This window comes from Faecalicatena sp. (genome assembly GCF_058819085.1).
This window is the reverse complement of the sequence record NZ_JBZUUL010000016.1, coordinates 1-22,222: the sequence shown is the minus strand read 5'-3', so window position 1 is coordinate 22,222 and position 22,222 is coordinate 1. Positions and strand designations below refer to the sequence as shown.

Here is a 22,222-nt window from a genome sequence, read left to right as displayed (position 1 = left end):
AAGGTGATTTTGACTCTCTGTTTTGACTGGTTTTTAGCACAGAGGTCTATCATGATATCCAGAGCGGGACAGGCAAATTTATCAGGAGGTTTTACGAATGGCCAGTAAGAATTATTATGACGTAACTAAGTGGAAGGTTGGCAACCCATATGAGGATATTGGTGAGGTGATCAACAGTATGATCGCAGACATCAAAAGCAGGCAGACCGAAACGGATGTGAATGAAGGAGGGAAACCTGGGGCAGTCATCTATATCCCGTCAGGAGACTACCATCTTCGCACCCAGGTAGTGATAGATATTAGTTATCTGAAGATCATGGGTTCCGGGCATGGATTCATCTCTTCGAGTATCCGCTTTAACACTCCCCGGGATGAGTGGAAGGATCTGCACGATCTGTGGCCGGGCGGAAGCCGCATACTTGTGGATCTTCCTGCCAAAACAGAGGAAGATGAGGCCAAGGGGGCTGCATTCTATGTGGAGCGCACAGGAGATCCCCGTATCAGCTCCGTAGAGTTTGAAAATTTTTGTATCGACGGGCTGCATTTTGTGGATGACGGTTTAGGAAAGGCAGATCCTGAAAATACATATACAAATGGGAAAACAGGGATTTATATTGCATGCGCTCAGGATTCCTTTCGGATCACGGGTATGGGACTCGTATATCTGGAGCACGGGATCACGATCTATCATGCGGATGCATTGTCCATACATGACAACTTCATCGCCGAATGCGGTAACTGCATAGAGCTTAGGGGCTCGGGGCAGGCGTCAAAAATAACGGATAACCTGATGGGCGCCGGCTATAAGGGGTATTCTATTTACGCTGAGAATTTTGGCGGGCTTCTGATCACGGCGAATAATATTTTCCCGCGCGGTACGAGCAGTGTTCATTTTGCGGGTGTGGCACGTTCTTCCATTACAAGCAACAGGTTCCATTCATTTTACCCGGGGATGCTGGTATTTGAAGGAAACTGTACGGAAAATCTGGTTGCATCCAATCATTTTCTGCGAGATCATGAGCCGTGGCCTCCGATGCAGAAGCTTGATAATGGGCTGGATGATTTATATGGTCTTATCAATATCAGCGGGGACTACAATTCCGTCATAGGGAATCATATTTCAGAAACAATTGGGAAGCAGTATATTACCCCGCCAGATGCAAAACCTGTTATTATACATGTTGTTTCAGGAAAAGGGAACTATATTTCGAATAACCATATTGTGGCAGCGACAGAAGCAGTTAAAGGAGAGAATGCGGCAGATGCCTCCTGCTTCTCATCCCAGGTCGGGGCTCTGCTGACTACAGACGGGCTGACGGAGCTTGACGTGACAGCGGTATTGGTGGAAAAGGAAGCGATTCAAAACACGGTACTGGATTCAGGAAGTGATATCCAGGTTGTGATGGACAGGACTGTAAATGCGTTCAGAGGAACCCCCATCGCAGGAGCATAGCAAAAAGATAAACAGCGGAAACATAGGTATAAAAATATAAGAGGAATGCTAGAAGAACTGTAACTTGTGATTCACAGGAGGGCGTGATTTACGAGTTACAGTTTTTCTTTATTTTCAGGAATTTAGTAATAGAGATCGCATTTTGGGGGAAGCTTATAATATTTCTATCAGAGAAAAGTACAAGTAAACAGTGGCGATCAGGAATAGCCGCAATTTTTCTGTATATGAATAAGAGGTAGAATGATTTTATTTAAGGAGGCAGCAATATGTGTACAGCAGCAGCTTACTGCACAAAAGATTTCTATTTTGGACGCACACTGGATTATGAAATTTCCTATGGAGAGGAAGTAACGGTAACGCCCCGCAGCTTTCCTTTGCGTTTCCGTAATATTGGTATTATGGGCCATCATTATGCCATGATCGGGATGGCTCATGTGGCAGAAAATTATCCGCTGTATTATGATGCGATAAATGAGAAGGGTCTGGGAATGACGGGGCTGAATTTCGTTGGAAATGCTTATTATGGTGAGAAAGTGAGAAATAAGGAAAATATCATTCAGTTCGAGCTGATACCATGGATCCTCAGCCAATGTGCATCTGTAAAAGAGGTAAGGGCACTGCTTGGAAGAATGAATCTTGTAGGTGCACCGTTTAATGATAAACTGACCATAGCCAGTCTCCACTGGCTGATCGCAGACCGCAGGGAAGCTGTTACGCTGGAGGCAACAAAAAGCGGACTGCATATTTATGACAATCCTGTTGGGATTCTGACGAACAACCCTCCCTTTATGGAGCAGATGTTTCAACTCAACAACTATATGAAGCTCTCCCCAGAAGCCCCGGTGAATCATTTTTCTGATAAGCTGCCGCTTACGGTTTACAGTTGTGGAATGGGAGCTATGGGACTGCCAGGTGACTGGTCATCCCAATCCCGTTTTGTCCGTGCTGCCTTTGTAAAGATGAACGCTGTCTGCGGTGATTCGGAGGCAGAGAGCGTCAGCCAGTTTTTCCATATATTAGGTTCTGTTGAACAGCCGCGCGGGTGCAGCAAACTGGAGGATGGAAATTATGAAGTTACGTTGTATACTTCCTGCTGCAATGCAGAGAAGGGAATCTACTATTATACAACCTATGATAATCATCAGATAACGGCAGTAAATATGCATCAAGAGAAACTGGATAGTGACCAGTTAGTGAGATATCCGCTGATCCAGACAGAGCAGATCCGGATGCAGAATTAACATATAGTAATGCCCCCTGTTTTGCTTCCGTCTGGTTCCTGTTGATTCCCCTGTATTTATTCTGTATAATTAAAAATGATACTTAGCAGACAGACTAGAGGAGGAAGAACTTATGGCATTGATTAAGTGTCCAGAATGCGGAAAAGAGATTAGCGATAGGGCAGGGACCTGTCCGAATTGTGGTTATCCAATTGAAGAGACAAAAAAGAAAGAGGCTGCAGACGAAACGGCAGTGAAAGAGGAAAAAGAGACAAAACAACAGAAGAATAAGGAGCAGGCAGAGAAAGAGCTGAGTCAGGAACAAAAAGAGAAGGGTACGCCAAATTCCAAGAAGCCCTTCCCTAAAAAGGCGGTGATTGCAATTGCTGTAATATTAGTAATTGTGCTGGCGGCCGGGATAGGATATTATGTAATGACCCAAGATTCCAGGAATTATAAATCTGCACAACAATTATTTCAGGACGAAAAGTACGAGGAAGCCTTGCAGAAGTTTACAGAACTGGGAGATTACGAGGACTCCAAGAAAATGGTTGAACAATGTCATTATGAGCTGTCAGTGGACGGACAGTTCATGCGAGGGCTTTCTAAGGGATTAATGAAACGCTGGGACAAAAACGATGAGTATATAGCGCAGGGTCTGGTAAGTGAGGATCCTGACCAGTATAGTGAATTTTGTGATGTAGAACTGAATGAAATTGAAGAATTCTATAATAAGACATTTGATGACCCGGGACTGAAAGAGGATGCCAAATTGTATATTGACAGTCTTCATGAGGCGAAAGAAGCTACTAAATATTTTACGGTAGACTATAATCGGTATGCCACACAGTGGGCAGACGTATATGAAAAGAGAATTCTGCTGATTAAAAAGTTTGTTGAAGAGTATGGCCTGACAGTAGATAAGGATTACCAGGGCAAGTTAGACGATATTCTCGTGGATGCTGAAGCTGTAAAGGAGCAGTTAGATACCAAGGAATCCATACAGAAAATGACTGAAGGGTTTAAAGTAAATGTTGCAGAAGATGAATGGGGCATAAAGAAGTATACAGTGAATATGAAGAATACAACAGATCTGACCTTTGATTATTTCGGTATGGAAATTTCTGTATTGGATAAAAACGGCAACATTATAGGCAATGGGACGGTGAGCCAGGTGACGTCCTGGAAGCCAGGGCAGGAAGCTACTGTTGATGCATATTTTGACAAAGACATTTCTCTTGAGGATTGTACATTAGAGTATGCACTGCGTTATCAAAGCGGCAGTTATATTGAGTATTAAAGCTGAATCCTGAATTTAGGAAGACATAGGACCATGACCGGTACGAAAACCGGTCATGGTCCTTCTTTGTCAGACCTTACTTGCAGCAATTCTAAGGTATCATTTAAGCTTAGGGATCAGTATTTTTTCCAGAGCCTCACGCCTAAGTATCGTGATGCGTCCGTAAGACACAGCAATGATGCCGCCCCGTTTCCATTCATTGAGTACTTTATTAACCGTGACCCGGTTCATCCCAAGTATCAAAGCAAGATCCTCCTGTGTATAAGGAATACTGGAAGCCGTAACGCCCCGGTCACGGTCAGGGTGTCTGGTCTCATTGAGCAGCAGGCTTGCGATTTTTTGATAGCGGTCATAAAGCGTTACTCGGCGCAGCTGCTCGGTGAGATGATTGCAGGTATTAGACATTAATTGGAGCATGATCCGCATCAATTCTTCTGACTTTGCCATATACGAATATAAATGATCAAGATCGCATACAAAAAGCTCTACCTCTGTGACAGCCGCCACGCTGACCGGGCGTACACACTGGGAGAGAAAGGAGGATTCACCGAAGATCCGCCCTTTTTCTATAATCTCATAGGTAAGCTCTTTTCCCGTATTCGTTACATAATAGGCGCGTACCCGCCCTTTGCGTATAAAATAGATCCCATCTGCATTCTCACCCTGCAGATAAATTGCCTCTAAGGGCTGGTATGTATGGAGTCTTCCTGCCTCTTCGAAACAGGAGGCAAGATTCTCAGGTATTTTTATCTGACTCATAATATCCCCTCTTTCAGAAACAGTATACCACTTTTTTCTATAAAATGTAGCCTGGGCTACAGAAAATTTAATCGTGTTCTGCTTAAATATACTTCAACAAAAGGTTAGAAGAGGAAGGATGAGAGTGATGAAGCAGATTTCATTAACAGAGGGGAATATATGGCATGTTCTGCTTAGGTTTTCGATACCATTCGTACTTGCAAATTTACTGCAGGCACTATATGGAGCGGTGGATTTGATGGTCATTGGTGCTTTCTGCCCGGCCGACAGCATTGCGGCGGTCTCTACCGGAACACAGGTGACACAGATCATTACCAGTCTGATTTCAGGGCTGACAGTGGGGGGAACGATACTGGTTGCAAAATATACGGGGATGGGGAAATTCGAAAAGGTTGCCTCTGCGATCAGTACAACAATTCTATGTTTTGCACTGTTTGCGGTGGTGCTCACGGCAGTGATCGCAGGTACGGTTTCTCCGATCTTACAAATACTCCAGGTGCCAAAGGCATCTATGGCAGAAGCTTATGGATATGTGCTCATCTGCAGTGCGGGGATTTTCTTTATCTGCGAATACAACGCTTTATGTGCAGTGTTAAGAGGGTATGGGGATTCTGTCAGCCCGCTTTTATTTGCGGCGGCAGCATGTATCTGCAATGTGATCGGAGATATTTATACAGTGGGATATCTGCATATGGGGGCTGTCGGGACCGCTGTTTCAACGGTATTGTCGCAGGGAGTCAGCATGATCCTTGCATTTCTTTATCTCCGGCGGCGCAGCTGGCCGTTTGGGATATCTCTGCGCGGCCTGAGGATAGAGAAGAGCCTGCTGAGGGAATTGATCCATGTAGGCGTTCCGGTTTCCTTTCAGGAATGCATGGTGCGGGTATCGTTTTTGTATCTGACGGCGATCATTAACAGCTTCGGTGTTTTTGCGGCTTCTGCGGTAGGGATCGCCGGTAAATTTGATGTATTTGCCATGCTGCCAGCAACTTCTATCTCAAGCGCATTGACAGCATTGACCGCGCAGAATGTGGCTGCGGGAAAAGCAGACAGGGCCAGATATTTTGTGCGCTATGGAATTTATATTTCCCTGGCCTGTGCCGCAGTTTTCTTTTTATGGGCGCAGCTGCATCCGCAGTCTATGATCGGATTGTTTTCGAAAGATGCACAGGTGGCTGCCTGCGGTGTCTGGTTCATGAAGTCATGCAGTCTGGATTATCTGGCAGTATCTGTTCTGTTCAGCCTGAATGCTTATCTGAATGGCTGTGAAAGAACAGTATTTACGATGATAAACTGCTGTACCGGGGCCTTACTGATCCGGGTACCGATTCTATTTCTTCTGTTCAGCAGCGGTGTAAGGAATCTGACATATTATGGACTGGTGTCACCGTTTTCTTCGATTGTGATGATTCTGGTGATCGTTATCTATATGAAGAGAGCTTCGGCCCCTGTGAAATACCAGCGGCGGGCAGTAGTCTGAAATAACCGTGAGAAAGTGCGAAACACAATGGGGCAGAACATAGTTGTGAGATATAATTGTCAAAAACTATTTGACAAACATACTAATAGTATGTATAATAAACATACCGATAGTATGTAATTACGGAAGAAAAGTCTAGGAGGCAGGAAATGGCAAGAAATAAACATCCTGAGGAGACAAGGAAGCTGATCATTGATACTGCGGCACAGCTTTTTATAGAGCAGGGATATGACCACACGTCGATTCAGGATATTATCAACCATTTAGGCGGTCTGAGCAAGGGTGCGATCTATCATCATTTTAAATCGAAGGAAGAGATCATGAGTGCTGTAGCTAACCATCTTTACTCTAATACAGGGGCAGAGATACAGCAGATCTGTGATAGGAAAGATTTGAATGGAATGGAAAAGCTGACTGAGCTTTTTAATGCTTCTGTATCAAATCCGGCTCAGGCGGATTTATTCAAGGTGGCGCCTGATATGCTGAGGAATCCGCAGCTGCTGGTCGTTTATCTTCATGATACCGTACAGAAGGAATCATCAGAGATGGTGCATAGGGTGATAGAAGAAGGGATTCTGGATGGTTCGATCCACACAGACTATCCTAAACAGCTGGCAGAGGTTCTCATGCTTCTGGGAGATATCTGGCTGAATCCGATGATCTATCATTGTGAACCAGATGAGACGCTGAAGAAGCTTAAGTTTTATCAGTATCTGTTAAAGCTGCTGGATCTGGATATCATTACCGATGAAATGATTGGCAGAATCGAGGAATATGCTAATATTTACAAGGCAAATAAGAGTAAGGCTGATTAATGTATATACTGTGCTGTCAGTACCACATTACATGGCCTCAAGGTCTTCATTGTGAGTCCCAAAAGCAGGGGATTATATTTAGATAGTAAAGAAATTCTGTCCTGTATACACAGGGCAGATAATTTTTAACTATATACATACCAACGGTTGGTATTAAAAGGAGGTTAATGAAATGAAGAAAAAGAAAGGTTTCACAAAAGATTTTTGGCTGGTCGTAGCCGGACAGATCATTTCCCTGTTTGGAAATGCGGTTATGAGGTTTGCACTGCCGATTCATTTGTTGAATGTAACTGGATCAGCGGCACTTTTAGGTATCGTATCAGGCTTTGCATTCCTGCCTCTTGCCGTGATGTCACCTATAGGGGGATTGATTGCGGACAGAGTAAACAAAAGAAATATTATGGTATTTCTTGATTTTTTCACGTCGGGACTGACAGTCCTGTTTTTAATCCTGTATGGCAGAGTAAGCCTGACAGGTCTGGTGCTTGTCATGCTTTTTATGCTCTATGGAATCAGCGGTGCTTACCAGCCTTCCGTGCAGGCCAGCATCCCTGCTTTGGTTGAGACAGATCATGTTATGTCTGCAAATGCTGTCATTAATATGATATCTTCTCTGTCCGGACTGCTTGGGCCGGCTTTGGGAGGGATCGCTTATAGTATGTGGGGAATCTATCCTATACTTTATACGGCAGCGCTCTGTTTTTTCGTATCAGCAGTAATGGAAATTTTTATTCGTATTCCGTTTGTTAAAAGGGAGAGAACGCAGTCTATCCTGCGTGAAACGGGTGTAGATTTAAAAGAAAGTCTTTCCTTTATTACGCGGGAGAAACCGGAGATCGGGAAACTGACGCTGTGCTGTGCGGGAGTCAACCTTGTTTTATCATCGCTTATGATCATTGGCCTTCCAGTCATTGTAATGCAGCTTTTGGATTTCAGTGCGGCCCAGGCATCAAGGCTCTATGGATTTATGGAAGGGATACTGGCGATCGGCGGCCTGGCCGGAGGAATCAGTGCGGGAGCCTTAGGGGGCAGGCTGGAGATCCGCAAGAGCTGGAAGATCCTGCTGTATGGCGGTATACTTCTGATACCGATGGGGATTGTTTTGTTTGTGGACTGTTCACCATGGGTTGCGTATCTTATTCTGGCAGCTGCAGGAATGGTCATGATGGCACTGGCAGCAGTTTATTCCATACAGATCATGTCATTCATTCAGGTGGCGGTGCCGCAGGAAATGGTTGGTAAGGTCATTGCCTGGGTGATCGCAGTTTCTACCTGTGCACAGCCAATAGGGCAGGTGATCTATGGCGTTTTGTTCGAACGGTTCAAGCAGGGAGCGGGGGCAGTTTTCTTTGCGGCAGCAGTGGCAAATGGCATCATTGCAGTTTACAATAAAAGAAGTGCAGAAAAGCTGTAGAATCTATACGATCATATGGATCTATCTCTTGAGGAGGATCTATCTGGAAGGAGCTGGGAAGGCTGGAAACAGAATGTTTAACGGGGTATTTCACGAGCAGGACATTCATGGTATAATTGTCGCAGAGTCTATACCAGGAGGTAATGATATGACAAAAGAGGAATTGGCATTAGAAGTGATAGATCGTTTGAAGAAGGAGTACCCGGATGCCGGCTGTACCTTAGATTATGACCAGGCGTGGAAGCTGCTGGTCAGTGTCCGTCTTGCTGCACAGTGTACGGATGCCCGTGTAAATGTAGTGGTAGAAGATCTGTATGCAAAGTATCCTGACGTAGAATCCCTGGCTGAGGCGGATGTGGAAGATATTGAGAGGATCGTAAGACCCTGCGGTCTGGGAAAAAGCAAGGCAAGGGATATCAGCGCCTGCATGAAAATGCTGAAAGAAGAATTCGGAGGTAAGATCCCGAGAGATTTCAATGCGCTGTTAAAGCTTCCGGGAGTGGGGCGCAAGAGTGCGAATCTGATCATGGGTGATGTATTCGGCGAGCCTGCGATCGTAACGGATACGCATTGTATCCGGCTGACGAACCGCATTGGTTTGGTAGATGGAATCAAGGACCCTAAAAAAGTAGAGATGGCCCTTTGGAAGATCATTCCGCCGAAGGAGGGCAGTGATTTCTGCCACCGCCTTGTATATCACGGAAGAGATGTGTGTACGGCAAGAACGAAACCATATTGTGATCAATGCTGTCTTGCAGATATCTGTGCGAAAAATGGCGTGGGAGAGTAGCGAAGATGGGCAAAGTTACGATACGGTCATATGATTGTTTTGAGATAGGACAGATCTGTGAGTCAGGCCAGTGTTTCCGAATGAGACAGATACAGCCGGGGATCTATGAGGTCATTGCAAAAGACCGCTATCTGGAGATCTCACAGCAGGGAAAAGAGTGTACCTTCCATTGTGATGAGTCGGCGTTTGAGGAATTCTGGAAGCATTATTTTGATTTGGATACACAGTATGAAGAGTACCAGGAGAAGATTAATCCAAAGGATAAATACCTGAAAAATGCGGCGGAATTTGGCTGTGGAATCCGTATTCTAAATCAGGATCTGTGGGAAATGATCGTTTCATTTTTGATATCCCAGCAGAATAATATTGTACGGATCCGCAGGTGTATCCAGAATATCTGTGAGAAATACGGAGAGAAAGCAGAAGCTGAAAATGGGAAGAACTATTACACATTTCCCACTCCAGAGGCATTGGCCTGTCTTGATGAGGATGAGTTAAAAGACTGCAATCTGGGATACCGGAGTAAATATGTTGTCAGGACGGCAAGGAGTGTCGTAAATGGAGAAATTTCCTTGGATGAGGTCAGAAAGATGTCCTACAGGAATGCGAAAGAGGAGCTTATGAAGCTGTTTGGAGTGGGAGGTAAGGTGGCAGACTGTATCTGTCTCTTTGCGCTGCACCAGTTAGAGGCATTTCCCGTTGATACACATATTAACCAGGCACTGAAAAAGCATTATCCCAAAGGATTTCCGAAACGTAGGTATAAAGGGTGCGAAGGTGTCATGCAGCAGTATATCTTCTATTATGAATTGCTGGGAAAAGATCTGGAAACTTAGATTTTACCGGGAATAGAGGCAGCGGAAGATTCAGAGATAAAAGGAGATAGGGATATTTTTAGGGCTGCGGCATCAGCTTTTATATTCAGCTGATGCCGCAGCCCTTTGCAGCTTAGTATATTTGTAAAAGTATGCTTAGCCCACGATTCTCCATTTTTTATCTACAGCGTTCAGAAGTTCATGTCCATCTTCTGTAACGAGGACAAGGTCTTCCACACGAACACCGTATTTACCTTCGATGTAGATACCAGGTTCGATGGAGAAGATCATTCCTGGCTCTGCCACATTTTTGTTGATAGGGCTTACATCGCCATATTCGTGGTCTTCCTGGCCGATGAAGTGTCCGAGACGGATTCTCCAGTATTCACTGTAACCAGCCTCGTCGATCAGATCTCTTGCCTGAGCATCGATATCGCAGAAACGCACGCCTGGCTTGATCACAGCTTCTGCTTTTTCAACAGCTGTGCGAACAAGATCGTGGATCGCTGCCTGCTCATCATCTACGCTCTTGCAGTAGAAGGTTCTTGTCATATCAGAGCAGTAACCTTTCCATACACATCCCATATCGATCAGGACACATTCGCCGGCTTTGAGTGTTCTTGTATCACTTGGAGTGTGATGCTGGTCAGCAGCATTCGCACCAAAGCATACGATGGTATCAAAGCTTAATCCGCTTGCTCCGGCTTTCATATATTCTGCATCAATGAAATCTGCGACTTCTTTTTCTGTCATGCCTTCTTTGATAAATGCAGCAGCTTTTTCCATAACGCTGTCATTAATAACGGAAGCCTGCTTCATAATCTCAATCTCTTCTGCGTTTTTCACGGCACGGACATCATCGATACAGTCAGATCCCCAGATTGTTTTTAACTCAGGGCAGCGCTCCTGCAGCGGGATCAAGAAACGTGCCGGCCATGTCTTATCAATACCGAGTACGCTCTTTGTATCGATATGTTCCATGAGAACACCGATCTGGTCGTCCATATCGCTGAACCAAACCTCTTCAAATCCTGTATTGGATACATAGTAGAGATAGTTCAGGAATAAGGTGTGTTTTCCATTGCTGCGAAGCAGTAAAGCATATAATCTTTCCCCAGGGTTTACCATGATTCCTGTTAAAAAGCGGATGCTTAACGGGTCAGATAACAATAACTGATCCAGTCCCTTTTTCTCCATTTTTTCCAATACGCGGTTGATTCTTTCGTTCATTTTAAAATCTCCTTTCCTTAGTAAAAATGACTCTGTGAGCATTATATCATAACGGGGGAAAGATTTCACGAAAATAATATCGAAATCTCATATGTTTTGAAATTATGCGGAAGGGATAGGTGAAATGTTAGAGAGGATAGCGGAAAGGGGGAGAATAGAGGTAAAAGGGTGTGGAGGGAGTTGCTGTTCTTTCAATAACGGGTTATACTGAAAAGGCAGAAGCAGACTTGCTAATGGACGCAGGAGAAAATTCAATTGACCATTTTGTACTGTGATTTTATGCGGCACACGATGAACTGTGGAATTTAAACTCTACTGCAAAGAGTGTAAACAGCAGCTGTTGGTTCGCAGAAAATGTACGAGATGGCTGATAATTATATTGAATAGTGGCTGAATGCAGTTGTAAGGAAAATAAGATGAGTTAAAAGTGTTAGCAGCAGTAGAATAGAGGGAAGATTATGGCATATGGGAAATCGATAGAGTTATTTTTAGTTAATGGAACAACGGACAGTCTTGTTACAGCAGAGCTTTCAAATTGGAATGGTAAATCAATAAAAATTCCACGAACGGAAGTCTTGGGGTGTGGGCGAGAGGATGTTAAGGGAGCAGGAGTGTATTTCCTTTTCTGTCAGGAAGACGATGGGGAAGATTCGGTTTATATAGGTGAGGCTGAAAATATTATAGACAGATTAAACCAGCATCTTAGAGATTATCATTCAGGGAAAGAAAAGTATTATTGGAATACAGCGGTTATTTTTGTGGGCAGAGATTTAAATAAGGCATTAATCCGCTATCTGGAAAACCGTTTGGTCGAAATTGCCCGTGAGAGTAACCGATATGTTGTTTTAACTAAAAATACATATAGAAATACTGTAATGAAAGAGTCACAGATTGCAGTAATGGAAGAATTTATTGATAACATAAAAGTTCTTATCAGTACATTGGGGTATAAAGTACTTATTCCCGCACCGCAGGCAACTGTAGATACGGTATATTTGTACTGTAAAGGTTCTGGTGGAAACGCAAAAGGATTTGTAAGTCCAGAGGGATTTACTGTTTTAAAAGATTCCGTTGTCTCAGATCATATCGTTCCCTCATTGGAAACACAGGGAAAAACATACTATGTTTTAAGAAGTAAATTAGAGGCAGATGGTACAATTGTAGACAGAAGGTTTACGAAAAACTATGAATTCAGCGCTCCGTCAGCAGCATCAGCAGTAGTATTGGGGCATACATCTAATGGAAATGTGGATTGGAAAACAGAGAATGGAACCAAATTGAAAGATCTTTAAAAATTTGATTGATAAATCTCTCATAATAAATGTTATCGGAAACAAAAGGGATTGCAAAAGGGATAGCAAAAGCGATTCGAGCAGAGGCAGGAAATATGAATATGGGAGGAAAAAGGAACATGAATCATAGGATTTTTGTTGTTGAGGATGATCTATCTATCTGTGAAATGGTTGAAAACTATTTATCAGGCGAGAATTTTGTTACAGATGCTTACCACTGTGGTTTTGACGCAATTAAGGCCTTTCAGAATGATACAGACTACGCTCTTGCTCTGATTGATCTGATGTTACCGGATACAAGTGGCATGGATGTGATCAAAGCAATTCGTCAAATCAGCACGATTCCGATTATCATTCTTACTGCAAAGGATAATGACACGGATAAGTCAATGGGATTAAATCTGGGCGCAGATGATTATGTAGTGAAGCCATTTTCGCTGATTGAGCTGACGGCAAGGATCAAAGCAAATATCAGGCGGGCAACCAGTTATGACAGCCGGTCGGATCAGGTGGTTACGAAAATCAAAGATCTGGAGATTAACCAGGCAACACGTACGGTAAAAGCTGCAGGGACCACTTTAGAATTGACCCGAACGGAATTTGAAATACTGAATCTGCTGGCTTCTCATCCGGGCCAGGCCTTTTCCAAGGAGCAGATCTATGATCTGATCTGGCGGGAACCCTATTTTGGAAATGAAAATGTGTTAAATACTCATATGAACAGACTTCGTTCTAAGCTAAAGGCAGCGTCCAACAATGATACAGCGTATATCAAAACGTTATGGGGAATTGGCTATAAGATGGAGGAAACGTAATGAGCGCAATACTTCTTATTCTGATAGTTGTGCTGTTGATTCTGTACTTATATGAGCGGGGAAAGAACAAAAGAAAGAGTAAAGAGATTTCTTATATCAGAGAGTGGCTTCAAGAAACGTCTTATTTAAAAGAGGAACGTCAAATTTTAATTCCATCTGACAATCTGGAGATCAGGGAACTCGCAGCGGGGGTCAACCGTCTGCTGGAGCTGTTTTATTTGCAAAAGGCGGAGTACGACCGCTCCAAGAGAGCGATGGAGCAGGTGCTGACGAATATTTCACATGATCTTAGAACCCCTCTTACTGTACTGAAGGGATATAGCGAATTGCTGTGCAGGGAGCTTTCAGATAAAGAGGAGATGGGCAGGATCCCGGAAATGGTGCTAAAAGTTGATGGCAAAGCAAATGAGCTGGTTTCGACGATAAACGATTACTTTACCATGTCAAAAATTATTTCTGGTGATATGAAAATGGAGATGCAGAGCGTCAATATTACACAAATATGCCATGATGTTATTTTGGAGTACTATGACATCTTAGAGGAGGCGCAATATAATGTTGAAATGGAGATCAGTGATGTGCCTGAATATGCGTGCGCAGATATGGAGGCACTCAAAAGAATACTCAAAAACCTGATCGATAATGCAATAAAGCATGGAAGTGATGGTAAGTACCTGGCATTGCGGATAGAGAAAAAATCAGGCAGAGTGCTGATAGAGGTTGAGGATCACGGAAAAGGGATTCCTGAAAAACAGCAGGAGCAGACTTTTTCCCGTAATTACACAACAGCACAGAAAAGCTCGGGGAGCGGACTGGGATTGACAATTGCAAGAAATCTTGCACAGCAGATGGGGGCGGATATACAGGTGTATAGTGAACCGGGAGTGAAAACCGTTTTTACAGTCATCTTGAAAAGTTAGAAAAAAGTTAGATTTCAGTCAGAAAAAAGTGAACTCTATTTTGTATACTATGGGTCAGCAAAGGAGGCATACAAAATGGATTACATCATAAAAACATCAGATCTAACAAAATCCTATAAAGAAAAAACAGTAGTAGACCATGTAAATATCCATGTCAAAAAAGGAGAGATTTATGGCTTCGTGGGTCCTAATGGTGCCGGAAAAAGCACGATCATGAAAATGCTTTTGAATTTGGTGCAGCCGGACTCAGGGGACGTATTCATTTGGGGTGAAAGAATGGGGGATAAAAGCTTCGAGTGTTTGAAACGGATCGGTTCAATTATTGAAAACCCATATTTCTATGAGAAAATGACCGCACGGGAAAATCTGGAACTGCATTGTGAATACATGGGCTATCACAATCATGAGCGGATTGACGAGGTTTTGGAGCTTGTGAATCTGCAAAATATTGACGGAAAGGCAGTTTCTCACTATTCCCTGGGAATGAAACAGCGCCTTGCCATTGCGAGGGCGGTCTTGGCCAGGCCGGAGCTGCTGATCCTGGATGAGCCGATCAATGCACTGGATCCGGAGGGGATAAAGGAAATGCGTCTTTTATTTCAGCGGTTAAATCAGGACTTTGGGACAACAATTTTTATTTCAAGCCACATACTCTCAGAGGTAGAACAGATCGTGGACCGGATTGTCATTATCACGGGCGGCAGACTTTTGAAAGAGGTTTCGATCCAGGACGTACATGAGTATCAGGCAGAGTATATTGAGGTCAATGTGGATGACGTAAAACAGGCTGCCTGTTTGTTGGAGCAGGATGGGAAATGTACACATTTTACAGTCGTTAATGACCGGATCATACGGATTTATGATACAAATGTTGCTGGAAAAGAGATCTCAGCAATGCTTGTGAAAAACGGCATCGGATTAGAAAGTATTGGGCGAAAAGAAAACAGTCTTGAAGATTATTTCTTCCAGCTTGCAGAGGGAGGAAAATAAAATGACACATTTACTAAAGTTAGAACTTAAAAAATTCAGATTATCAAGGAAGATCTTAATTGCGTTTATAGCGATTATATTCTGCATTTTATTTATCACAGTATCTTTGGTGGACAGTATGACGGACCCGGAGCAGACAAAGGACACCTTTGAAAGTACCTTTCTCGTAATCGGAATACTGCTCACTATTATATTTTTGATCTATTCATCGGTACTTACGTCGTCTTTGGTGATCAGCGAATACAATCAACGGACCATTACCATTTTATTCTCTTATCCATTGAACAAAAAGCAGCTGATTGCATCCAAAATGATCATTATCATGGTTTTTACGGCGGCTGCGATTCTGCTGGGATATGTCTGCTGCTGCGGCTATATCATCGGAATGGATTCTGCTTTTGATATGTTGGAAGGGGATTTTCAAATGGAATATCTGACGAAATGGATACCGATGGCGGTTACCAGTACTATCGCCTGCAGTATTTTGTCCTGGTGGCCGCTTGTGGTCGGTATGATTAAAAAGTCTATTCCGGCAACCATCGTGACCTCTCTCATTGCGCTGTTTATCCGTCAGGTTATCATCACAAAGAACCCTACAAATCAGGAGAATGCGCTGCAGATTATTTTCGTGCTGGTGATTACAGCAGCGGCGGTGGGGATTGTGTTTCAGAAGAAGGTGACGAAGCTGGATTAGAAGATGAGGGGGAAATACAGCTTACGGTTTTTATTGTGGTTTATATTAGTTATTAAAAATCAAATGGAAGGCGGGGAAAAGCACATCATTGACGGTGTGCTTTTGATTTGAGTAAAAATAAAATAATTTCTTTGAAGATAAATATTGACTTTAATATTATTTATGATATATTGAATATAATTAAAGACAAAATGAAAGGGGATAAGAAATGGAGATTGATAAAATACCTCAATGGTTGCTATCTTTAGAAACGGAAGATATCGCATTTCTCAAAAACTTTGTTCTAAAATCAGGGTCATTGAAAGAGATTGCTAAATTATATGAAGTATCATATCCGACTGTTCGGTTACGATTAGACAAACTCATTCAGAAAATTGAATTAGGTGACAAGAAAGAGGAAGAACCGTTTGCCACCTTTATAAAAGGACTGGCAGTTGATTCCCGAATTGATTTAGAAACTGCAAAAATTATTATTGAAAAATATAAGCAGGAAAAGGAGAATTAAAGAATGTTTGATTTGATGATAGGATTTGTTATCGCGATTGTATTGTTTATTGTAGAGTATCTTTTGTGTACCAGGATGAAAAGCCCATTGTGGGGAGGGATTATTCCTGTATTCATATTAGCAGGTACAATCTTTGTCTTTGCAAGTGGAAAAGTGCCGTTTGAGATAAGATTTCTCTTTCCATTTTTAGTTCTTAACACATTGTTTTTTGGAGATTGGGGAACTGGACGAGAGAAGTATAAAAAGTTAAGGCAGGACGAGATGGAGAGAATGAAGGCTAAGGATATTTAAAGAGTGGGGAGGGGGGGATATGGGATTCATAGGGGGCGGTTCGAATAGGTTGTTGTTCCAGATATCCAAGGCCGGGCTGTGATAACAATATATAATGCTTAAAAATCTGAGTATAGATGAATCCGAGGTTAAGATATGTTTGAAAATAAATTTGGTATTACTGATCCAACGGAATTGGCAAGAGCGGAAGAAAAAATCAGCAAGCAAAAAGCCGTCGAAATGTTTGAAAACGGATTTCTGGAAAAACTGGAGCCAGGGATATATGAAAGTCTTGCGGCGATTCACAAATATCTATATGATGAGATTTATGTTTTTGCCGGTAAGCTTCGAAAGGTGAATCTGTCAAAAGGAACTTTTAGATTTGCACCTCTTATGTATCTGGAAGTGGCCTTACAAAGTATTGATAAAATGCCGCAGTCGACTTTTGATGAAATTATTGAAAAATATGTAGAAATGAATGTCGCCCATCCATTCAGAGAAGGCAATGGAAGAAGCACAAGAATATGGCTTGATCTGATGTTGAAAAAAGAAATCGGCTATGTGGTGGAAAGGAGCAAGGTGGACAAAGAGGATTATCTGCTTGCTATGGAACGAAGTCCGATTAAAGATATTGAAATTAAGTTTCTGTTGAAAAATGCTCTGACAGACAATATTCATGACCGCGAAATTTATATGAAGGGCATTGATCATAGTTATTATTATGAAGGTTATTATGTCTTCAAGACAGAAGAATTGACGGAAAAGTAAGGCAGCCGTCTGTCTCACGACCAGATATATTTTTGAAACCAATATGGATTGATACTCTGAAAAATAATCTTGACATACGTATTGAATATTGTATAATAACATTAACAGAACCCACCACGCCTCTGATTTTCATGCGCAACCCGGTGGGACTTTTTCATTTATGGAGTGTTTTATGTATCAGTATCCAAAACAAATATTAACAATCAGACAACAAATGCAATCCTATATTGATGCAGGAATGATAATTACTTCTCAGGAAAATGTAGAAACAGCATTAAAATCCATTGGATTTTATCGTTTACGGGGATATTCGTTCCACTTATATGATAATTCTACTAAAAAATATGTTCCTGGAACCAATTTTGAAGATATCATAAAATTATATCAATTCGATCAGGAGCTATCCACTTTGATTTTTTCAATGATTTCAAAGATTGAAGTTGCTTTAAGAGTAAGATTGGTAGAATCATTACTTGTATATGGAGATGCATTGATTATACAGGACTCATCAATTTTTAAAGACAAAAAGATGTATTGGCAGAATATGTCTGCGATTGCTTCAGAAATTGCTCGTTCTAACGATGTGTTTATTAAACATAATTTTGATAATCATGAAGGTGAAGTGCCTGTATGGGCAGTGGTAGAAGTTCTTTCCTTTGGAACTTTATCGAAGATTATTAAAAATCTGAAAACAGGTACAGGCAGTGCATATTCAGTTTTAGCTTCTGATTATCAGTTTGTTTCTAAAAAGGGGAATTTAGTAAAGCCATCTCAGAAAATGTTTGCTTCATGGGTGCAGGCTGTTTCTGTACTAAGAAATATGTGTGCCCATAATTCCAGAATATATAATCGGACAATACATACTACGCCAGAAATTTTGGATATTGATAGAGTAGTGCCTTCACCGGCGCATAATGGATTATATCAGAATTTATTAGCAATGAAATATTTGCGATCATCTGGTGAAGAATGGATGCGATTTGTGAATGAATTAGATAAGTTGATTCAGAATCACAGTAATGTGCTCAGTCTTACAGCAATGAATATGCCGACAGATTGGAAGGCACATTTGAGTGTTTAAAATCAATTAAAATGCATATCATGTTAAAACAGACCTAATCAAGCATATTAAGCTCAAACCGATTAGGCTTTCGGCGGAGTGTTACGATAGGCACTTCGCCATATTTTTACAAAACATCTTTTTTCATTAATAGACAACACTTAAATTATTTTCAACAGGATTACTCAATTCGAGAAATAGCAGGAGGTCCAAAAATTCTATACTATTGGATAAATTTTCATACTAACAACTAAGGTAACTAAGGCAGATTGTTTTTGTATGACGGTTAGCTATGGTAGAGAGTTACTGGATATGTTATAATTTTTTTGCCATATTGGGGCTGTTTCAGAAGTGGAAAGGAGCATTTATAAGCGAGAAGATATGGGGTAACAAAAGCGTAAACATTCAAAGGTTAACATGCAAAAAATTATAAGAAGATACAAGAAGAAATACTCTAAATTCAAGGGAAATCAATCGTAAAAAATACGATTGGTTTTTTGCGTATAATATAAGCAGTAAAGTTGGAAAGGAAGACGGCAATTTTAAAGGAATGTCGGATGTATAGCAAGCGTGTCTGGATATCGAAAACAAAATTAATGACAGCATTACTCCGCAGCCTGAGTACATGGTGGAATTGCAGAATAATGACAAAACGATAAAACTGACTGTAAAAAGTGGTCTTCAAAAGCAATATTTATATAAATTAAAAGCATACAAACGAAATGATACTACAACAATAGAGGTTGACATATGGGGGTTGTCAAGACTAATTTTGGAAGGGAGAAATATCAGATTTGAAGAATTGTCGTGTGAAGAACAAGAACTGATGTTTGATGCTTTACAGCAAAAATTAAAAGACTACATTCAGATTGAGAACTTTAATCAGGAAACTTTGAAAACGCTGAATTTATATAACAATACCATTGGATATAATAATGCAGCTGGTATTCTGGCAGATAAAAATCATTTTCCGTGAATTGATATAGTGAAGTTCGGTGAGAACATCAGTGTGATTTATAAGAGAGCAACATTTGATAATATATCCATTTTGGAAGTCTGCGAAAAAGCATCATAGGTATTCAAAGATTATTATCAATACGAAGAAATATAAGGCACCAATCAAAAAAGGTAGAAAAAAATACCGGAGACCGCATTCAGGAAAGTAATTGCAAATGCATTGATTTATAGAGTATGGCTATGGAGCTACAGATAAAAGTTTCGATGTTTGACGACAGAATAGAAATTATTTCTCCGGGAGGACTGCCTTCTGGAATAACAGAGGATGAGTATTTATCGGGGGAACTTTCGGTTCTAAGAAATAGAAATCTTGCAAATGTGTTTTACAGATTAGGGTTTGTTGAAATATTCGGTATAGGAATTACACGGATAAAACAACTCTATGAAGAATGCTTGAGACAACCGGACTTTGAAGTGTCAGAAAATACAATTAAGATTGTACTTCCAGTTTTTGAAAAAAACCTGAATTTAACGGAAGACGAAAGAAAAATATATAAGATTTTAAGCAGGACAATGCTGAAATCAATTAGTGAAATTGCTCCTTACGTTGCGTTTGGCAAATTAAAGACAACATAACTACTGAAAGAGATGGGTAAAATGCGACAAACTGCGGTTGCTTGGATGGTGGTGAACTACGGTTTTATTATGATTGAGCGAGGGGAAATTGGAGAATGTAAAAGTTGTGATACGGCAGAGGCACAAGGGAGATTGCTGGATTTTCGTGTATAAGCAGAGCCAAAGGCGTTGCAAGGCTGCTTATACATATCGTTCCGATAAATAAGAAATATTATTCCGAAAGAATTGTTATTATTCCGGGGAGAGGGTATACTGAGAACGCATATTTAGATATTTGGCGAGATCTTTTACAAGCTTAGTGTCTATGTTATTGATTTAGAAAAACATAGACACTAAGCTTGTAAAGCAAAATGAGCGCACAAGTATCTACTCTGTCTTATGAGACCGGGTTTAAATGGAAATTATACTGGTGACTGGATGGGTTATCATGCAGCAAGGTTAGGATACATTTTCCGTTTTGTTTCTATCAGTGCCCCCAGAACCTGGCATCCTTTACTGCTTACAAGATATCGTCTGGTGTGCGGGATTTTACGTATGAGACCGCGGGCCCTAAGTTTGGAAAGGGTCCTGCTCATCCGCCCGCTTTCTTTTGGGGTATCCGAATTTTCTTTACAGATTGCCCTGCGGACTTCCTGATTGGTAAAACCACGGATTAAATATCTCCTATTAGATATTTCTTCAAATAACTGAAATACTTCTGGTGACCAAACATTATATCCGGTGTAGGTCTTCTTACCTTTGACCACTTTCCTTTCACAGATACCATTAATCTCTTTTTCAATACTTTGAACAGGAACTATTTCCTGCATAGAATCGATAAAACATTTGTTTGCTGCTTTTGATATTTCAGTATACTGGTAAAGATTGGCGATTGACTGCCCCATAGGAACCCAACTTTTGAAAGTAGTGCCATTCTTATAGACTTTGAACTCCTTCGGGTCATTGATTGTCATCTCGATGCGCAGACAGCTGAACTTATCATACATTTTGATACTGTTTGATTTCATTTTGAATTTAATTCTCCAGCCAGTCGGGCGTTTTCGATAATCGGAGACTGCTTCTCCCTGAAACTTTGGATCAAGTTTTCGTCCGAGTAAGGAAAAAATATAGGTACATTTGAAATTGTAGAATGCGTGTCCAACCAGGGATGGATAAATATCCTCCAGAGCGTCACGGCTCTTAAACATAATGTCGGTTGCGTACTCGCATTGGTCTACACACCAGTGGTATCCCTGGTGGAAAACCTTTTCAATCGTATCAAGATAAGGATTTACTTTATGAGCCAAAAGATCCAGTTGTCGACAGAGTGATTTTGAATCAAATTTATCTGCCAGCTCCTGTGCCTTTCGTATATCGCTGATTTGAAAAAAAATTATCATATGTCTGGTAGGTAATGTTGTGGCTGTCAAAGGTATGTTTTATCATTTCCCACCCATTCATATAAATCTGTATTAGATAATATGAAGTGACCTCACATTTGTAGCAACGTGGATTTACCTGTATACTAAAGTTTGAACAAGAACAATAGTAACAGGGATTACCGCATACAAAAGGAGGCCACTATGTATAGAATAATCAAAATTGGGATGGATGTCCATAGTAAAAATTACACACTTTGCGCAATGGAGCCTGTGATTGGCGAAGAAGATTGCATTTTTACAAACATCCAGCTAATGGCAGACTACAAAAACATTCTGATGTTTATCGATGATCTGAAATTGAAACTGGGTCTGGACAATGAAAACGATATTGTTTGTGGATATGAGGCGGGGTGTCTTGGATATTCATTATATAACCAGCTCACAGCGGCAGGGGTAAAATGTGTGATTCTGGCACCGACAACCATGTTGACACAGCAGGGGAAACGGGTAAAAACGGACGCGAGGGATGCCTTAATGATTGCACAATGCTTATCCTATGGCGGCTACCATGCGGTATACATTCATAACTTCTCGGAATCTCAATAAATGAGATTCCCCCCGAAAATTGACAACTAAATATCGTGCAGAAAAAGAAATTTAAGAAAAATGGCCATAAAC

The 22,222-nt window shown here is 41.4% G+C and carries 23 protein-coding genes; 20 read left to right on the top strand and 3 right to left on the bottom strand.

Features of this window, described 5'->3' with window-relative positions:
* Window positions 1-97 precede the first annotated feature (97 nt).
* From AC4OGX_RS08010 to AC4OGX_RS08000, 3 genes are all read left to right on the top strand, one after another.
* Window positions 98-1,453 (top strand): NosD domain-containing protein, encoded by a 1,356-nt coding sequence (locus AC4OGX_RS08010; protein ID WP_493329656.1) that lies wholly within the window; start codon window positions 98-100, stop codon window positions 1,451-1,453.
* Between the two features lie 266 nt (window positions 1,454-1,719).
* Window positions 1,720-2,694, top strand: coding sequence for a choloylglycine hydrolase (gene bsh / locus AC4OGX_RS08005; protein ID WP_493329654.1), 975 nt, complete (start codon window positions 1,720-1,722; stop codon window positions 2,692-2,694).
* Window positions 2,695-2,806: 112 nt separating this feature from the next.
* Window positions 2,807-3,973, top strand: a complete 1,167-nt coding sequence (locus AC4OGX_RS08000) for a zinc ribbon domain-containing protein (RefSeq protein WP_493329653.1) — start codon at window positions 2,807-2,809, stop codon at window positions 3,971-3,973.
* Window positions 3,974-4,072: 99 nt separating this feature from the next.
* Here the strand turns inward: AC4OGX_RS08000 and AC4OGX_RS07995 are convergent, their stop codons facing one another.
* Window positions 4,073-4,732: a Crp/Fnr family transcriptional regulator gene (locus AC4OGX_RS07995; RefSeq protein ID WP_493329652.1), complete on the bottom strand. Its 660-nt coding sequence runs from the start codon at window positions 4,730-4,732 to the stop codon at window positions 4,073-4,075.
* Between the two features lie 127 nt (window positions 4,733-4,859).
* Between AC4OGX_RS07995 and AC4OGX_RS07990 the strand changes: the two genes are divergently transcribed.
* From AC4OGX_RS07990 to AC4OGX_RS07970, 5 genes are all read left to right on the top strand, one after another.
* Window positions 4,860-6,212, top strand: coding sequence for an MATE family efflux transporter (locus AC4OGX_RS07990; protein WP_493329650.1), 1,353 nt, complete (start codon window positions 4,860-4,862; stop codon window positions 6,210-6,212).
* A 149-nt stretch (window positions 6,213-6,361) separates the two neighbouring features.
* Window positions 6,362-7,027 carry a TetR/AcrR family transcriptional regulator gene (locus AC4OGX_RS07985; protein WP_493329649.1) on the top strand — a complete coding sequence of 222 codons (666 nt, stop codon included), beginning with the start codon at window positions 6,362-6,364 and terminating at the stop codon, window positions 7,025-7,027.
* A gap of 172 nt (window positions 7,028-7,199) precedes the next feature.
* On the top strand, window positions 7,200-8,441 hold the full coding sequence (locus AC4OGX_RS07980; protein ID WP_493329647.1) for an MFS transporter: 1,242 nt from the start codon (window positions 7,200-7,202) through the stop codon (window positions 8,439-8,441).
* 148 nt (window positions 8,442-8,589) lie between these two features.
* Window positions 8,590-9,231: an endonuclease III domain-containing protein gene (locus tag AC4OGX_RS07975; RefSeq protein WP_493329645.1), complete on the top strand. Its 642-nt coding sequence runs from the start codon at window positions 8,590-8,592 to the stop codon at window positions 9,229-9,231.
* Window positions 9,232-9,236: 5 nt separating this feature from the next.
* Window positions 9,237-10,067, top strand: coding sequence for a DNA-3-methyladenine glycosylase family protein (locus AC4OGX_RS07970; RefSeq protein ID WP_493329644.1), 831 nt, complete (start codon window positions 9,237-9,239; stop codon window positions 10,065-10,067).
* A 135-nt stretch (window positions 10,068-10,202) separates the two neighbouring features.
* Here the strand turns inward: AC4OGX_RS07970 and AC4OGX_RS07965 are convergent, their stop codons facing one another.
* Window positions 10,203-11,276, bottom strand: coding sequence for a M24 family metallopeptidase (locus tag AC4OGX_RS07965; RefSeq protein ID WP_493329642.1), 1,074 nt, complete (start codon window positions 11,274-11,276; stop codon window positions 10,203-10,205).
* 458 nt (window positions 11,277-11,734) lie between these two features.
* Here AC4OGX_RS07965 and AC4OGX_RS07960 point away from each other — a divergent pair, with 458 nt between their 5' ends.
* The 11 genes from AC4OGX_RS07960 (at window position 11,735) to AC4OGX_RS07910 (ending at window position 20,183) form a co-directional block, all read left to right on the top strand.
* On the top strand, window positions 11,735-12,568 hold the full coding sequence (locus AC4OGX_RS07960) for a GIY-YIG nuclease family protein (protein ID WP_493329641.1): 834 nt from the start codon (window positions 11,735-11,737) through the stop codon (window positions 12,566-12,568).
* 119 nt (window positions 12,569-12,687) lie between these two features.
* Complete coding sequence (locus AC4OGX_RS07955; protein WP_493329639.1) at window positions 12,688-13,383, top strand: response regulator transcription factor; 696 nt, start codon at window positions 12,688-12,690, stop codon at window positions 13,381-13,383.
* Window positions 13,383-14,303: a sensor histidine kinase gene (locus tag AC4OGX_RS07950; protein WP_493329638.1), complete on the top strand. Its 921-nt coding sequence runs from the start codon at window positions 13,383-13,385 to the stop codon at window positions 14,301-14,303. The genes AC4OGX_RS07955 and AC4OGX_RS07950 overlap by 1 nt, the downstream gene beginning before the upstream one ends.
* Before the next feature lie 75 nt (window positions 14,304-14,378).
* Entirely contained in the window at window positions 14,379-15,293 is a 915-nt protein-coding gene (locus tag AC4OGX_RS07945) for an ABC transporter ATP-binding protein (RefSeq protein ID WP_493329636.1), read from the top strand.
* A 1-nt stretch (window position 15,294) separates the two neighbouring features.
* Complete coding sequence (locus AC4OGX_RS07940; protein ID WP_493329635.1) at window positions 15,295-15,987, top strand: ABC transporter permease; 693 nt, start codon at window positions 15,295-15,297, stop codon at window positions 15,985-15,987.
* 208 nt (window positions 15,988-16,195) lie between these two features.
* The gene (locus AC4OGX_RS07935) at window positions 16,196-16,492 is read left to right on the top strand and encodes a DUF2089 family protein (RefSeq protein WP_493329634.1); all 297 of its coding nucleotides are present in this window, start codon (window positions 16,196-16,198) and stop codon (window positions 16,490-16,492) included.
* Window positions 16,493-16,495: 3 nt separating this feature from the next.
* A complete protein-coding gene (locus tag AC4OGX_RS07930) occupies window positions 16,496-16,783 on the top strand; it encodes a hypothetical protein (RefSeq protein WP_493329632.1) in 288 nt (95 codons plus the stop codon).
* A gap of 135 nt (window positions 16,784-16,918) precedes the next feature.
* On the top strand, window positions 16,919-17,530 hold the full coding sequence (fic, locus tag AC4OGX_RS07925) for a protein adenylyltransferase Fic (RefSeq protein WP_493329631.1): 612 nt from the start codon (window positions 16,919-16,921) through the stop codon (window positions 17,528-17,530).
* A 172-nt stretch (window positions 17,531-17,702) separates the two neighbouring features.
* Entirely contained in the window at window positions 17,703-18,611 is a 909-nt protein-coding gene (locus tag AC4OGX_RS07920; protein ID WP_493329630.1) for an Abi family protein, read from the top strand.
* A 604-nt stretch (window positions 18,612-19,215) separates the two neighbouring features.
* Window positions 19,216-19,566: a hypothetical protein gene (locus tag AC4OGX_RS07915; RefSeq protein WP_493329628.1), complete on the top strand. Its 351-nt coding sequence runs from the start codon at window positions 19,216-19,218 to the stop codon at window positions 19,564-19,566.
* A gap of 215 nt (window positions 19,567-19,781) precedes the next feature.
* Window positions 19,782-20,183 (top strand): ATP-binding protein, encoded by a 402-nt coding sequence (locus tag AC4OGX_RS07910; protein WP_493329626.1) that lies wholly within the window; start codon window positions 19,782-19,784, stop codon window positions 20,181-20,183.
* Between the two features lie 425 nt (window positions 20,184-20,608).
* On the opposite strand, the gene AC4OGX_RS07905 is transcribed toward AC4OGX_RS07910, so the two are convergent.
* On the bottom strand, window positions 20,609-21,562 hold the full coding sequence (locus tag AC4OGX_RS07905) for a hypothetical protein (protein ID WP_493329625.1): 954 nt from the start codon (window positions 21,560-21,562) through the stop codon (window positions 20,609-20,611).
* Window positions 21,563-21,745: 183 nt separating this feature from the next.
* Between AC4OGX_RS07905 and AC4OGX_RS07900 the strand changes: the two genes are divergently transcribed.
* The gene (locus AC4OGX_RS07900; RefSeq protein ID WP_493329624.1) at window positions 21,746-22,150 is read left to right on the top strand and encodes an IS110 family transposase; all 405 of its coding nucleotides are present in this window, start codon (window positions 21,746-21,748) and stop codon (window positions 22,148-22,150) included.
* Window positions 22,151-22,222 lie beyond the last annotated feature (72 nt).